The organism is Hominilimicola sp., from assembly GCF_046972485.1.
GTDB classification, from domain to species: Bacteria; Bacillota; Clostridia; order UBA1381; family UBA1381; genus Hominilimicola; species Hominilimicola fabiformis.
Window position 1 is genome coordinate 1 of sequence record NZ_JBKVWU010000048.1, and the last position, 15,305, is coordinate 15,305.

Annotated in this window: 12 protein-coding genes; all 12 read right to left on the bottom strand. The window is 36.5% G+C overall.

Annotation, left to right across the window (positions count from 1 at the left end; translation table 11 throughout):
- Positions 1-598 (bottom strand): hypothetical protein (locus ACLTU0_RS06700; RefSeq protein WP_412321732.1); only part of this gene is annotated, 598 nt, incomplete at its 3' end.
- A 67-nt stretch (positions 599-665) separates the two neighbouring features.
- The gene (locus tag ACLTU0_RS06705; protein WP_412321733.1) at positions 666-2,447 is read right to left on the bottom strand and encodes an L-fucose isomerase; all 1,782 of its coding nucleotides are present in this window, start codon (positions 2,445-2,447) and stop codon (positions 666-668) included.
- A gap of 30 nt (positions 2,448-2,477) precedes the next feature.
- The gene (locus ACLTU0_RS06710) at positions 2,478-3,632 is read right to left on the bottom strand and encodes a serine hydrolase domain-containing protein (RefSeq protein ID WP_412321734.1); all 1,155 of its coding nucleotides are present in this window, start codon (positions 3,630-3,632) and stop codon (positions 2,478-2,480) included.
- A 21-nt stretch (positions 3,633-3,653) separates the two neighbouring features.
- Positions 3,654-5,912, bottom strand: coding sequence for a GH36-type glycosyl hydrolase domain-containing protein (locus ACLTU0_RS06715; protein ID WP_412321735.1), 2,259 nt, complete (start codon positions 5,910-5,912; stop codon positions 3,654-3,656).
- Positions 5,905-6,654 carry a DUF4886 domain-containing protein gene (locus ACLTU0_RS06720; RefSeq protein WP_412321736.1) on the bottom strand — a complete coding sequence of 250 codons (750 nt, stop codon included), beginning with the start codon at positions 6,652-6,654 and terminating at the stop codon, positions 5,905-5,907. Before ACLTU0_RS06720 ends, ACLTU0_RS06715 begins: the two co-directional genes overlap by 8 nt.
- Positions 6,655-6,665: 11 nt before the next feature.
- Positions 6,666-8,627, bottom strand: coding sequence for a beta-galactosidase trimerization domain-containing protein (locus ACLTU0_RS06725; RefSeq protein WP_412321737.1), 1,962 nt, complete (start codon positions 8,625-8,627; stop codon positions 6,666-6,668).
- A gap of 28 nt (positions 8,628-8,655) precedes the next feature.
- Positions 8,656-8,883, bottom strand: coding sequence for a hypothetical protein (locus tag ACLTU0_RS06730; RefSeq protein ID WP_412321738.1), 228 nt, complete (start codon positions 8,881-8,883; stop codon positions 8,656-8,658).
- Entirely contained in the window at positions 8,858-10,420 is a 1,563-nt protein-coding gene (locus ACLTU0_RS06735) for an FAD-dependent oxidoreductase (protein WP_412321739.1), read from the bottom strand. The genes ACLTU0_RS06730 and ACLTU0_RS06735 overlap by 26 nt, the downstream gene beginning before the upstream one ends.
- A gap of 15 nt (positions 10,421-10,435) precedes the next feature.
- On the bottom strand, positions 10,436-12,145 hold the full coding sequence (locus ACLTU0_RS06740) for a heparinase II/III family protein (protein WP_412321741.1): 1,710 nt from the start codon (positions 12,143-12,145) through the stop codon (positions 10,436-10,438).
- A 3-nt stretch (positions 12,146-12,148) separates the two neighbouring features.
- Positions 12,149-12,814: an SGNH/GDSL hydrolase family protein gene (locus ACLTU0_RS06745; RefSeq protein ID WP_412295171.1), complete on the bottom strand. Its 666-nt coding sequence runs from the start codon at positions 12,812-12,814 to the stop codon at positions 12,149-12,151.
- A 2-nt stretch (positions 12,815-12,816) separates the two neighbouring features.
- Positions 12,817-14,946 carry a glycosyl hydrolase family 28 protein gene (locus tag ACLTU0_RS06750; protein ID WP_412321743.1) on the bottom strand — a complete coding sequence of 710 codons (2,130 nt, stop codon included), beginning with the start codon at positions 14,944-14,946 and terminating at the stop codon, positions 12,817-12,819.
- 70 nt (positions 14,947-15,016) lie between these two features.
- Positions 15,017-15,305 (bottom strand): hypothetical protein (locus ACLTU0_RS06755; RefSeq protein ID WP_412321745.1); only part of this gene is annotated, 289 nt, incomplete at its 5' end.

Sequence of the window (15,305 nt, forward strand, 5' to 3'; positions counted from 1 at the left end):
AATCTGTATTTGAATTGAGCATATATTCATAAAATTTTTTATCACCGTAATATTCTTTACCGTCAAATCCTTCAGGAAATAAGAACGGAGAAATTCCCCAACCGTCATCTGTATATTTTTCAAAATACGCACTGCAAGTCCAACCGCCTCTTCCTTCGTGATTTACATTATGACTGATATTTCTTAAACCTATTGTATTAATATTTTTTAGTTTATTCACAGTATGAGCAATATAAGTTTCAGCCATAGTCATACTGTCACCGATGCAAAGCAAATTAACGGTCGGATATTCTTTTTTCTCAAATATTTGAACGCGGCAACTCTTTTCTGTGAGCAATTTGCCGTAATATCCATAAATTTTCAACGTAAGCAAAAAAGTATCGGCTATGTCATTAAACTCTTCCAACCGCCAACAATTACCAAGATTTTTACCAAATTCACACTCTATCTGAACATCATATTCTTCAGAGTATGGATAAATAATATTTTTATAATATATCGAATACTGTTCAAAGTCTGTATATATACTTTGATTTTTGACATCTCTTAAAACAGAAATTTTTTCAGGCAATATTATAATAGGCTTATCACAATACATAATCATTTCATCCTTTGGTTTAATATATGTGATACGCGGCATAATGCCGCATATCACATTATAAAAATTATTTATATATAGGTCCGTAGTTTTTGCAAGCCGCATAATCTGCCGCTTGAGAATCTTCTGTACCAAAAGACGACCATACGTGTGGACGATATACCTTTTCATCAGCTACATTATGCATTGTTACAGGAATTCTCAACATTGAGCAAAGTGTTATCAAATCAGCACCAACGTGTCCGCCGATTGTCACACCGTGATTAGCACCCCAATTAGCCATTACACTGTATACATCAGTAAATGCACCCTTACCTGTAAGAATCGGAGCAAACCATGTTGTCGGCCATGTAGGGTCTGTACGTTTATCAAGTTTATCATGAATATCATCATCAAGATTGCAAGTATATCCTTCTGCTATCTGAATAACAGGTCCAATACCTTCAACGATATTCACTCTAAGCATTGTTACAGGCATTTCTGCTTTTGTTCTGAAGTGGCTTGAAAAACCGCCGCCTCTGAAATATTCATAATCTGCTCTGCACCAATCTGTTGCATCAATACAATTTTGAATATCTTCATCAGTCATATTCCACCATTCTTTTTGTGTACCGTTGCCGTTCTCGTCTTTTGCCGCACCTGTACAATCAAGTGCCGTTGCACCGGAATTAATGAGGTGAATAATGCCGTTAGCGGCTTTACCTGTAAGTTCTTTACCTGTTACACGTTTTACGGCGTCGGGTGACCAATATGTACGAACATCGTGGAATGCAGGTGCTTTACCTGTAACAAGTGTTGCCAAAAGCATCGAAATACCGTTTAATGTATCATTTTCGGTTGCAAGCGGAGTAGGCATTTTCTTGCCGTTCCAGTTGAATGACGATGCCATAATTGCCTCTGTAAAATCAGCGTTAGGCAGCCAATCTGTCCAGTGTCTTTGACCTTGGAAACCGCCTACTATTGCATTCTTTCCAAGTGCCTCTTCATGCCAACCAAGTTCGGCAAGTTTTGGATTTCCGTAAAGAATATCATTTACGATTAACGTAAACTTAGTGATAAATTCCCAATCCTTATCTGCCGAAACGACTTTCGATTTTGTAATAATGTCAGGCAAGTTTTTACCTGCATTTTTATCAAAGCCTTCTTTGCAGTTTTCTTTTATCCATTTATATGCTTTTTCATACTCATCTTTATCATATATACCAAGAGTAATTCTTCTCAAAATTTCTGTCAAATCAACAAATTCAGCTCGTATACCAAGATACTTTTGCATAAATGACATATCACAATATGAACCTGCAATACCCATTGCGACACTGCCAAGGTTCACATATGCTTTGTTCTTCATTTGACCGACCGCAACAGCACCTTTCGCCCAACGAATCATTTTTTCGGCAACATCTTCAGGAACTGTGTTATCATCAATGTCCTGCACATCGTGTCCGTACATCGAAAATGCAGGAAGTCCGCGTTGTGCAAATGCAGCCATTACTGCGGCAAGATAAACCGCACCGGGACGTTCCGTTCCGTTAAAGCCCCATACAGCTTTTACTGTATCCGAGTTTAGGTCCATTGTTTCTGAACCATAGCACCAGCATGGTGTTACAGCCAATGTTGCACATACATTTTGTGTTGAAAAATAATCGTTGCATTTAGCCGCCTCAGCGCCTGAACCTATTGTACAAGGTGAAATTACACATTCAACAGGTGTTCCGTCTTGATAATGCACATTACTTTCAATAAGTTCCTTTGCGGCATTTGCCATAGCCATTGTTTTTTCTTCAAGGCTTTCTCTTACGCCGCCCCAACGACCGTCTATTGTCGGTCTTATTCCTATTCTTGGTTTCATTTTTATTACTTCCTTTCTGTTTTTAATTAATTATAAGCATGAATATAATACATTTCTCAGCCTTGGCTGATAATATTCTTCTTGTGGGTTTAACATATGGTGCGCATAGAAAAGTGCAACTTTTTCTTCTGTATCGGCAATTATTGTTGCACCTGCCGCACCTCCCCAACCGATTTCACCGATTGAACTGTTTGAACCGCTTTCTGCTTTATCTATAAGCGTTCTTACACCTAATCCGTAACCGTAACCTCTAAGACGTCGCCAATTCATAGTTTTACGCTGTGCCTCATTTAATTGATTTGTTTTCATCAGTTTTACTGTGGCACTGCTAAGTATACGATTATTATTAAGTCCTGTTCCGCTATTTGCCAAAGCCGCCGCAAACTTGGCATAATCATCGACAGTCGTTATTATTCCTGCACCTCCGCTGTCATAATTCTCACCGAATACAAGTTCATTGCCGTATGCTCTTTTGACAACTCCGATTGTATGTTCTTTTTGCTGAAGTTCTACAATGTTCTTCGTATCTTGTATTTCGTATATATATTGCGGAGATATTATAACATCGTTCGGTGTATGGTAATATGAATTATTCATATCCAACGGCTCAAATATATATTTTTTCATATATTCCGAAAATCTCATTCCCGAAACTACTTCTGCCAATACCGCTAAAACATCGTGACAAAGGCTGTAATTCCATCTTGCACCCGGTTCAAATAAAAGCGGTTCTTCCGCAAGACATTTGATGACTGTTCTTGTATCCATTTTACCGTCGGTTAGCTTTCTTGCTTTTTCAAATGCAGGTGTGTTTGTAGCATATGACAAACCAGCCGTCATAGTAAACAAATCTCGAATTGTTATCGGATTTTCTGCCGCTTTTATTCTGTCACCGTCTTTTACATACATTTTTTTAAATTCAGGAAGATATTCATATAACGGATCAGACAACAAAAACTTTCCCTGTTCATACAGCTGAAGTGCCGCCGTTACCGTTGCCACCTTTGAGCACGAATAAATATATAACTGCTCCTCACCTGTCTTTTTTATTTTTTTCTCAAGGTCAGAATATCCCGAACTGTATTCAAATACTTTCTTCCCGTCTTTATAAATAACGACACTGTTACCCGGAACAATCCATTCCGTCAGACTATCCATAAAGTTTTTCATATATTCAAAATTCATAGCGTCCTCCTGTTTTGTGTGTCAAATAACTACGTTCACGTTTTTATCATCGTCTTTGATAAAGATTTTTTCGTTCTTTGTTATTGTAATATTATATTTTTTTCCTCTGAAAACTCTTGTGACTTTCGCCGGAAGAAGTTCTTTCGGCAGACATGGGTCAATTTCAAGTCCGTCCCACTTTGCCCTTATTCCAAGCATATATTGTGTAACCGCAATATACATCCATGCCGCAGTTCCCGTAAGCCATGATACATTTGCCAAACCGAATTTATCACTTTCAGGTCCGAAAATATTAGACGCATAAACGTAAGGCTCTGCCTTATATCGCCACTCTCCGGCTTTTTTCTGTGCCACCATAGGCAATAACTGATGATAATATTTATAAGCTCTTTCAGGTCTTTTTAACATACATTCCGCTATGATTGCCCATGTATTTGCGTGACAGAATACACTTCCGTTTTCGCCGCAACCTTTATTGTAATAAGTTAATGGGTCTTCTTTTGACGGATAGTCCTTCATTGACGGATGAATTTTTTTAATACCTAAATCCGTATCAAGATATTCATTTACACTGTCCATTGCGGTTTGTCCGTTTTCACCCATACCGCTTATAACAGACCAGCTTTGTGAATTAAGCCATATTTTTGCCTGTGGCTCTTTTTCACTTCCGATATACCGTCCGTCATCTGTGATACAACGAATATACCATTTTCCGTCCCATGCTTTCTCATTTACAAGTTTCTTTTGTGATTCATATATATCAAGATACTTCTGCTTATCTTCACCTTTAAGTTCAGCTAATTCCGCAATCATTCTAAGAACAGTACCGAACTGCATACCTGTCCATATACTTTCGCCTTTTCCCTCACGGCATACTTTATAAAGCATATCGTTCCAATCAGATGCAAGCATAAGCGGGAAACCGTTTTCACCGAGATTATTCATACAAAAGTCAATAGATTTTTTAATATGTTCCCATACGGTAGCACTGCCGCCGTCATAAAAATCTATTACTTCATCAAGATAATCTAGTGTTCCCTCTTCCATAATGATATGATAGCACGTCATTACAAGCCATAAATGATTATCGCTGTGTATTCTTTTAACTGGTTCCCAGCCCTCTAACGGGAAACAATAATGATTGCAATGTCCATCCCGATATTGTTGTGTAAACAGTAAATTAAGTTTATTCTTTGCTCTGCGTAAGTTAAACGGAATCATTGCCAAAATATCTTGTGCGGTATCTCTTACTCCAACGCCTCGAAATGTGCCTGTTGCGTAATAGCTTATATTTCTTGAAAATTGAAAATTTCGTTCGGATTGATAAGGATTCCATACATTAATCATAAGTTGAGTATCTTTATCCGGTAGTTCACACTGGAATTTACTCAAATAGTCATCCCACGATTCACACAACTTTTTATAAGAATTATCAACGAAATTCTTTTCTCTGCAATGATGTACACTTGCTTTTACTGCATCCTCCGTCATAGCTGTTCCGAGAAAAATATTTACTTCTTTTGCTTCTCCTACTTTCAAATCTAAATCTATTTGCAATGCAAAACACGGATCGCCGCCGTAAAGAGTAGAATTTGTGCATTTTCCGTTTTCAACATTCTGTGGATTTTCTTCACTTCTGTATGAGCCTACAAATTCATCTCTGTCACAGTCAAATGCAGTTGCCGGTACATCTGTCGCAAAATATACCAAAGGTGTTTGGTCAGGTCGCGGTTGGTCCTCAACACCGTATTTATAAACTAAAATATCACCCATATTGTAAGCAGTTAATTGATGTTTGTTATAGCACTGCCATTGTAATTCACGCATAAATTCCATCATACCCAGTTCAACATACGGAAAAACAGTAATTTTGCGGTCAGAATTTGATTTTATTTTTAAATTCCATATAAGTGCATTTTCATATTCACCGACAAAATATGTACTTGTTATTTCAAGTCCATTCTTTTCAGCCTCAAATCTTGTATATCCCATACCGTGTGTGGAACTCCACTTATCAGGCTTTGACTTGCACGGTTCGTTTGTCGGACACCAAATATCGTCATTATCCTTGATATATGTATAAAATCCGCTTCTGTCGGTTGGTAAATGGAAGAAACGATAATGATTAATTCTCCATATTTGAGGAGATTTATAAAAAGCAACACCTCCGCCGGCTTGTGAAATCATTGTATGAAACGTACCGTTTGAAAGGTAATTCATCCATGGTGTAGGTGTATTATATTTGTTAAATGTTATTTCCCTGTCATTAAATTTATACATTTTTGTCTACCTTTCTATACATTTTTGCAGTCTCATTTGCACAATGTTGTGCAATAGTCATTTCACTGTAACTGACACTTTCATCAAATTCATTAAAAGTATTTCCAATACAGCTTTTGCCTGTCAACATCTCGTACCATATATATCCCAAAGCCAGTCTTCCTACGCCAAAAGAAGAATGAAATGTATCACGATGGATTTTCTCTATACCCGATTTTATAAGGTTCTGAAAAGTTTCACCGCTTGGGATAATTTCTACATTTCCGATATCCTTTGCGGCTTGTTCATATGCTGATTTTAAATCAGCAAACATTTCAATTTGATCTTTGTATTTCATTTCTTCATTAAGTCTTTTGCTGTTTTGCTCATATGCCCAAGTTTGATGTATCATAATTTTTGCTTTCGGTGCGTGAATATGTACATAATCGGCAATCGTATTCAGATACGGCTGATATGTGTTATAATCAACGCTAAGCGAACTGGCTTGTTGCAATGTTACAACATCCCAAATATCGCTTTGAAGAGCTTGTTTTATTGACACTTTTATGCCTGTTCTCACACCGTTAAATTCAAAATCATAATCCGCCGCGTCATTATGTATATTTGCATAATGTCTTGAAAGCGGACAACCGCCTATGAACAAATTAACCGTTTTCATATCCACACCGTCCGCTTTTGCTATTCCGTGTAAATAACGCATTGCGTCGTTTGAAAAACTGTTTCCTATAGCTAACACTTTCATTTTGTTTCCCCTCATTCAAACACAACCATCTGATGACACTCTATCTTATCTAATTTTACTGATATATAGCCATCATCATAAGTAAAATCTATATCTTCCTTTTGAGGTGCAAGATATACTTTGTTTATTTTCTTATCAGTTTTGATAGCTAATTCAACGTTGTATATCGGCAATATATCCTCGATTACTTCTATACCGTTTCCTCGTTTTACGGGACTTGCATATAGCAAATGACATATTAACCTGTCATTCTGTTTCATCAAAGTTACTATTCCTTGTGCAGGAAGATTTGTTTTTAAAGTCTTTGCGCTGTCAAGCAATCTGTCAAGAGCGAATATTGCCATTTGTTTCAAATGCAATTCGCCGCTTTGAGCATAATCGGCAAATATATTCCACGCAATATATATTCCGTCTTTGCCCTCTGTCATTCCCGCACCGCCGTATTCACAGCTGTTTGGAGTATGCTGATGTGAGCAGAAATGTGCTCTTGTACGGTTAAAATAAGGATTTTCTCTTATTCCGAGTTCGTTACCGATACAACGAATTTTCTCGCCGTTGCCGTACATTATATATCCGGTATCACCCATACCTTTTATTTTTTCTAAAGGTCTGAAATAATCCGGTTTATACGGATTTTCTTTTATCCGTTCAGCACCGAGATTAAGGCAAAATTCATTGCTGTTTTCATACAGTGCAGATTTACCTGTTGCAAGAACTTTTCCTCCGCAATCACAAAATTCTCTTAAACGTTTTGCAAAATCAATATCAGCGCGGATAACATCAGGCAAAATTATAACTTTGTATTTACTTAAATCCGACTCAAAGTCAATAACGTCAAACAAATATTTGCCCTCAAGCATAATACGGCATACACCGCTTCCCGAATCATCAACCTTTGTCATTTGCCCTGTACTCAAATCACCGACATATGCCTCAGGACTGATTATTGCAATATCTGCTACCGATTCAACATTATCAAGCCATTCTTCTTTTTCTTCCAATTCTGAATATGCAGAGCCTATCAAGTCGTATGTTACCATATCCATTTCACCGCTCGGTGAAAGTTGATCTCCTACAGAACATTTTGCACCGTTTGCGGCGGCAAGTGCCACTTCAAACCTAAGTGCATTAGGATGTTTAAAACCGCCAAATTCGCCCCATGAGCCGTGGAATTTTCCTGTCATACCAAGATAATCGACTCCGAGTCCTTGACAATATCTTGCCGAAAAAGGAAAATGGTCATATCCCCAACCACCTGTCGGCAAGCTTTCAAGTTCCAAATGCGTGTTGTAATTCACAAGGTCACGTCTGCCTTGTCTTATATGTCCGCCATTATGAAAAAGCGGTAAATTTGGTTTATACTTATCAACTGCCGCACGCGTTTTTTCTGCATAGCGTTTATATACCATTTCTGCGTGTTTTAGCACATCATTTTCATCATACGGATTTAGCCCCAATTCTTCTCGCTTTGCAATACAGTTTTGACAATAACACGGCTGAACACCAGCTATATCAAGGAATATTCCGTCTGCGTCATAGTTATTGCAAACTTCTTCAATTTGCTTTACAAGGTAATCCAAATACGGAGATGACATACACATTTTATGGTATCCCGGTTCTGTAAAATCTTTTGCCCAAGTAGTAGACTCATCAAGATTTCTTACAAGCCATTCAGGATGTCTGTGTGCCATTTTTTCGTCAAGACCCGCTGACAAATATATCGGAGTTTTAACGTCTATCTCGTGTGCCGCCTGTATTTGTGCTCCAAGTAAATCAAAATCCAAATGAGGATGTATTTCGTTTGCTTTTGACGGATGATATGCCCAACCGTGGTGACATTTTGAAAATAGTGTAATCGAATTTATATTTCCTTTTTTCAGTGCAGTCTGAAATTGTTTTTTATCAAACTTTTTGCCTATATCTTCAATATGTTCACTTGTATGAAAATCAAGATGTACCTGTCTGAATCTCAATTATTGTCAGCTCCTTTCGTGCCATATATTATCTCAAATCTATTGAATAAATATCTGCGATTTCGTTTCCGTTGGTTGATGTTAAAGTAAAACGAATTGCTTTTGTGGTTTTTCCGATTTTGATTTTTACAAGACGTTGATGATTTTCCTTTATCCCGTCAATTTCTTGCCACTTATCATCAGCGTTTTTAATTTCTATTTTCATATCTTTAACAAGAGTTTTCGGTACGTTAAGTGCCGGAGCATTTATGTACATTACAGGTATTCATTTTCTCGGGAATATATTTTCCCGCACCTGTTGTTTCTCTGTTAAGGTCGCTGTTAAATACAAATCTAACTTCATTTATTGCCTTTTCACTGTCAAATGAAAATGTTACAGTATCACCGATTTTACCGCTCCAACAATTTTTATCATCACCGTAATGTCTTTCAATACCGTTTAAAAGCAATTCGGCATCTTCGCCTGTTGATGTAATTGTTGCACTTTTTGTAAGTTCTGAAATCTTTGTTTTGCAGTAAGGCAACCAACAATCATCATCCATAAGCATTTGTTGCAGCTCGCAAATATATTTTTCAGAAATTTCTCTCGGTGTTACACCGTTTTTTATCGCTATTGCCGACGCAGTTCCGACCGCTTGTCCAAGCAATGCACAAGTAGCCATAACTCTCGATGCACTCATTGCAGTATGCGTAACACTGATATTTCTGCCTGCAAAATAAAGATTTTCGATATTAACCGAATATAAACATCTGTAAGGTATTCCAAACGGTGAAGGTGCAGGATGAAATATATTAGGCTTATCCTTAGTGTTTATCCCTGCGGGATTGTGGTCATCCATTGTCCAACCGCCGTATGCTGCAATATCATCAAAATGACCTCCGTCTCTGACATCGTTTTGATTCATTATATAATCGCCGACATATCTGCGACTTTCACGTTTTCCCGGAAGAAATCCGACAAATTCAAGTTCCCAGTTATCAGCATTATATTCACCGCTGTTTTTCACAAAATCCCATATACCGTATGCGACGCTTATAAGCTCATCACGAAGTTTTTCTGTGTCGTGAATAGTGTCACCTTCACCGCCGAGTTCCATATACCAAAAATTTTCTTCGGGGTCATTCATATCAGGCAAACGATACGGTAAGTCTTCTTTCGTAAACTTTCTTGCCCAAGACGGAGCAATAAATGTGTGCTTTTTATCTGTTTCCCTTGCTTGAATAAGACACGATAATCCCATTGTTTTCTTATTGGCTTGCTCTGGCGCTATGCTTTCGCCGAACTCATTTCGGCTTTCACGTCCCCAACGATATTCTGCACCCGAAAGAGGTGCGAGAATGCTGTCACCCGAACAATCAGCAAACAATTTTGCTTCAATTATATGATAACATTGCGTTGTGGTTTGCCAACCGATAACTTTTTTTATTTTTGAACCGTCCATTTCTATATCATTGCATGAACAATTCAAAATCGGCGTTATATTTTTTTCATTATTGATAAGTTCAAACAGTATAGCGTCCCACATCGGATAACGTCTGTAAGGATTTCTGTAAAGGGTTTCAAGTGCAATTTCTTCAATAATGCCTGTTTCTCTGTTGTTTTTACCGTGTGCACCGCACACCCACATTCTGATTTCGCTTGACGCATTGCCGCCGTATACAGGTCGGTCATGCATAAGTGCAACCTTTATTCCGTGACGTGCCGCCGCAACTGCCGCACACATACCGGCAAGTCCGCCGCCTACAACACACAAATCAACTTTGTGATAAATACCTTTAAGGTTTGTATTCATTTATTTTCGCTCCTTTCAAGTATTTTTTATGTTAAATTCAAACTTTGTTTCAACCGTTTTTGTTTTAACAATATGTTTCAAATCCACTGTATAGACTGTTTTTTGCTTATTATAATTTGACGCATATGTCACTTCGTTTATTTTACATTCAAAATCAGAAATATTGTAACACATCTCTGTATTTCCGATTTTTAAACCGTTTTCACATTCAGTAGGTTTAACATCAAAAACAAAATGCTCCGTAAAATCATTTTTGTCTGTGTCAAATGCGAAATTATCGTTTAAAACAATTTTATCATCATAAAATTCAAATTTTCGTGTTAATTCTTTTAATGAGCAATCATTGTAAGCATCTTTACAATCTATTATAAGTTCATTTTCTGTGGCTTTCACAATATTTCCGCGATATTCTTCACCCTCTTGCTGTACAATTCTATTTACTACAGGCACACTGTGTGCCAATGCTGACGGCGGAAAATATTTATATCTTTTTGAACTGAAATAGTCCGATGTATATTCGCCTCTGCCGGGGTCTGTTACTATTTTATCGCCACCGACATTTAACAAAAATACGCCTATATCGTTATGATTATGTGATTCTTTATTATCTCCCGCTTTTGCGGCAAATTCATAATTACTTGTTCTTTTTATATACCAACCTGCATTTTTAAAATAATCAAAACCATTTTCTGATTCTGTTTGTACTTGAATGTTATTTTTTCGCCACGCAAAATCTCTGATAAGATGGGCAAATCTGTAACAATCATCACCGTCAAATTCAAGTGAGCAGTTATCATCATGTACTGCTATTTGGCTGTATTTTTGTTTTAAAAAGTGTATCAAACCGCTTCTTTGCGTAAACTTATCTCCGCAATCGGAAAATGTGACTGTATTATTATTTTTAAACCATAATTTTTGCGGAAATACTGCGATATTTTCAACTTTTTTATTATCGAAAAGATTATCTTTTCCGTCACTGTACTGATACAATAACTGTGCGAAGTATGTAAAATACCCAAAGCCGTATGCCCAATAATTTATTCCCTCTACACACGCACCGTCATCACCAAAACCTTTTAGATAATATTCCAAAGTTTCCTTTATTCGCGGTAAGACTGTTTGAATTTCCTCATCAGTTCCGAAGTATAAAAATGCACTTCCGACACTTCCGGCACATACGGCAGACCAGTTATTCTCTAAGCAATCCCAACTGTTTTTTCTGCCTGATAAATAAGGTTTTAAGACACGTCTGTAAACTTCATATTTAATTCTTTCAACTATGGTTTTATCAAGCTTATCGCTTAATATATGCGAAATTTCAGCCAATGCAAATGCCGTTTCAGACGCAAATAAATCAATATGCGTTATACAATTTCCAATATCGGTATTTTGCGGAATATGTGCCGGCAAAGCCCAAGTAAATTCATCAAGAATTGACCATATAATATCTTGCAAGCATAAGCGGTATTTTTCATCATCATATAAAATATTTAGTATTGCAAAGTCGTTCAATCGTCTTCTATGTAAAAAATACTCATATTCATATTCTTTTCGACTGCCTGTAACATAAAACTTTTTAAAAGATGTATATGTCAATGCGGCTATGTCTTTATTTGCGAATTTTTCTGAATCCGACTTTATTCTCTCAATCTGTTGTTTCAAAAATATATCGTTTTTTACGTTTTCTTTTATGTTTTTATTCTCTGTAAAAAGTCTGTTTGTCATTTTCTACTCCTCAATAAAACCTGCTTTTGTCACGTATTCAAGCCATGCACGAGCCATTATTTCATGTCCCGCATTTGTCGCATGAATACAATCGACTGACCAATGTTCTGGAGGTGCAATTTTTAATGCCTCTTGAAATTTTTCAAAATATGGTACAAACACCGCATTATATTTATCAGCAAGTTCCTTTACTATCTGACGACGCTCCGTGAGTTGTCCGTTCCAAACGTCCCAATCTCTGACTATATCACGACCAAGTTCGGGAGTATTATTTGTAATCTTAAATAGAAACGGTTCTCCAAGCACCAATTTTAAATCTTTATTCTTCTCTAATGCCTCATTTATCATTAACTCATATATAAACTTAAATTTCTTTGCGTCCGCACCTTGATTCATACGTATTGCAAAGCCAATATCATTCACTCCGCTTAAAATACTTAAAATATTACAATCAATATTTAATGCGTCCTCAATCCAGCGACTGTATGTATCGGCAATACGACTGCCGTTATACGCTTTATTCCATACTACAGTATCGGGATAATCGCATAAAAGCTTTGACGCAATCAGATTAACATAGCCGTAACCGTATGCTTGAACAGGATTATGACCTGTTTTATCTCTTCCGCAATCTGTAAGTGAATCACCTTGAAACAATATCTTTAACATAACTATTTCCCCTCTTTTATTCTGATTTTTCCGTACATATGTGCTGTTTTGTCAGGCATTGTAGAATGAAATAATGTGTATGGGTATCTAAGCATACTCGTTTCTTCAACTTTTGCCTCAAGTTCCATAAGAAAACTGTCTGTATTTTTACTGATACCTAATTTTTCAAAAGTTAATTTTACTGTTTCGCCTTTTTTTAGTTTAAACGTCGTTTTTACTATTTCTTTAACTTTCGGTTCATTTTTGAAAACATATGTAATTTCAGCCGGACATCTAAGTTGCGGTGCCGGTACAAGTTCATTGCCTTTTTTCAAAAGTGCATATATTTCACCGAAGTCTGTTTCCTCTGCCGAAAACATAACTTCGCCCTCTGCACTCGGTACAGGCATTGCAGTGTACAATAAAAATTCAGTTGTCTTTTCAGAGTCGTTCATTATGATAAGCTCACTGTCTTTCACCGCAATTCTTACTTCCGCACATTTTGTATTATAGTAATTTACAAATTGATATTTCGGACAATCGTTTATATTTTCCGACACAATCATAGGCAATTCCGAATACAGGAATGTATTTTCTATCTCATTCTTATTGTTTTTTAAATAAAAAACATATTTACCCGCTTGCAATTTCAAATTAAATTCGTATGATTGGCTTTCATTCGGGTCGATGTTGTATTCAAACGACTGCTCTTTTTCGGTATTCTTTGGCGATATTGCAAATGCAGCCGTTCCATTCATCGCCACATCACTTTTATTGTGAAGTATTACTTTGACGGTTCCTTTATAAAATCCGTTATCTGGTTTAAAATCATCTTGCATTACTATTTCAGACTCAAGAACTGTTCTTTCATTTTTCAAATTATCCGCCGTAACTGAAATTCCGTCTACGAATTCATATACATTAAGTCCGAGTTCTTTTGGAGTCAGTGCATATTTTCCGTTTATATTAATGTTTTGAAAATTTACATTTCGGATATTGTGTTTTTCGCTAAATCCCTCAATTCTTGAATTAGATAGCAATATATCGTTATTATCAGTTCCTAAATATTTGATATTTGAAAAAGTAATATTTCGTATATCGCCCATTTTATTATCTCTGTTCCATACAGAGTCTGCAATACGAATATCAAATAATTGTGCGCCGGGAGTATCTTCTATTCGGATATTATCAAATACAATATCAGATACTTCTGCGTGATCGCCGTGATGAATACCCATAAGCGGATAACCTGTATCAGAATGAATTATATCTATATTCTCAAATTTTATATTCCTCACTTTGTCTGCTCTGAGTTCAACGCCTACTTCCATAGGTCTTGCAAAATCATTCCATAATACAGAATTTTTAAATATGATATTTTCACAGTTTCCGGTACCCAGTGCTTTTACAACAAACGAATCATCCCATACTCTCGTGAAAATATCGGACACGGTAACATTTCTTGAACCGCAAATATCAATACCGTCGGAATTTCCTCTGCACCCAAATATTTTGACATCTGAAATATTTACATCATCACAACCTGTAATTCTCATACTCCAGTCATTACTATCATCAATTATAATGCCTTTTATCGTAACATTCTTACAGTTTATTATATCGATACTTCGTGCAAAGTTTTTTCGCATTTCGTATGTATAACGCTCCATACATACTCTGCCTCTGCCGCAAATAGTTATGTTATTGCAATTCTTTGCGACTATATTGCCGTAAAGTGTTGCTCCTTCTTCAATATACACTGTGGTGTTATCTTTTTCAATAAGCAATGTTCCTGTTTTATACTCACCTTGTGTGATTTTTATATAATTATGTGTCGGACCGATAAATTCTTCCTTGTATGCAAAAATCATAAGGTTATTATTACTGCTGCCATTTATTTCGACTGATAATTTAACAGGACGGTCCACCGACAATATTATCTTTCCAAAACTTATCTCAAACGATATACCTGCACTTAACGGACGTATAACTGCCGATTTTATTTCTGTTTCAGACTCAATTACTATTTCTTCTCGGTCATCTACATTAAACATTACATATTCCATATGCTCAGTGGAATTATATGGTTTGGGATAAACTTTGCAACTGTGAACTCTAAGCAATTCACCATTTTTTAAAACCTTGTAATTCATTTTGCTTTTCCTTCCTGTTTAAATAATATATAAAAGAGGGGACATCTGCCCCCTCTTTTATAAGTCCAAATTAATTTGAAGGGCCAACAGGTTCATTATTACCCATTTTACTCATATCAATATTTTGGAATTCCGGAATCTTTTTGAATACTTCACTATCGGGCTTCAATTCATAGTTTCCGTTAGCATAATCAACAAATCCCGGATCTGATGTTGTTAAATAGTTGTTTGTACCCTTTATCAATTCAGGCGCACCTCTTGTACCCTGAGGGTTGACAGTTCCGTTTGCCTGACTAAGTTTAAACTTAATATTAACAACAAGATTTTCGTCAAATATATTTGTTGCAACAGATTTATAA

Bases quoted from the DNA above. Each gene is read 5' to 3' on its own strand.
- ACLTU0_RS06705 (WP_412321733.1), bottom strand. From the start codon at position 2,447: ATGAAACCAAGAATAGGAATAAGACCGACAATAGACGGTCGTTGGGGC.
- ACLTU0_RS06710 (WP_412321734.1), bottom strand. From the start codon at position 3,632: ATGAATTTTGAATATATGAAAAACTTTATGGATAGTCTGACGGAATGG.
- ACLTU0_RS06715 (WP_412321735.1), bottom strand. From the start codon at position 5,912: ATGTATAAATTTAATGACAGGGAAATAACATTTAACAAATATAATACA.
- ACLTU0_RS06720 (WP_412321736.1), bottom strand. From the start codon at position 6,654: ATGAAAGTGTTAGCTATAGGAAACAGTTTTTCAAACGACGCAATGCGT.
- ACLTU0_RS06730 (WP_412321738.1), bottom strand. From the start codon at position 8,883: ATGTACATAAATGCTCCGGCACTTAACGTACCGAAAACTCTTGTTAAA.
- ACLTU0_RS06735 (WP_412321739.1), bottom strand. From the start codon at position 10,420: ATGAATACAAACCTTAAAGGTATTTATCACAAAGTTGATTTGTGTGTT.
- ACLTU0_RS06740 (WP_412321741.1), bottom strand. From the start codon at position 12,145: ATGACAAACAGACTTTTTACAGAGAATAAAAACATAAAAGAAAACGTA.
- ACLTU0_RS06745 (WP_412295171.1), bottom strand. From the start codon at position 12,814: ATGTTAAAGATATTGTTTCAAGGTGATTCACTTACAGATTGCGGAAGA.
- ACLTU0_RS06750 (WP_412321743.1), bottom strand. From the start codon at position 14,946: ATGAATTACAAGGTTTTAAAAAATGGTGAATTGCTTAGAGTTCACAGT.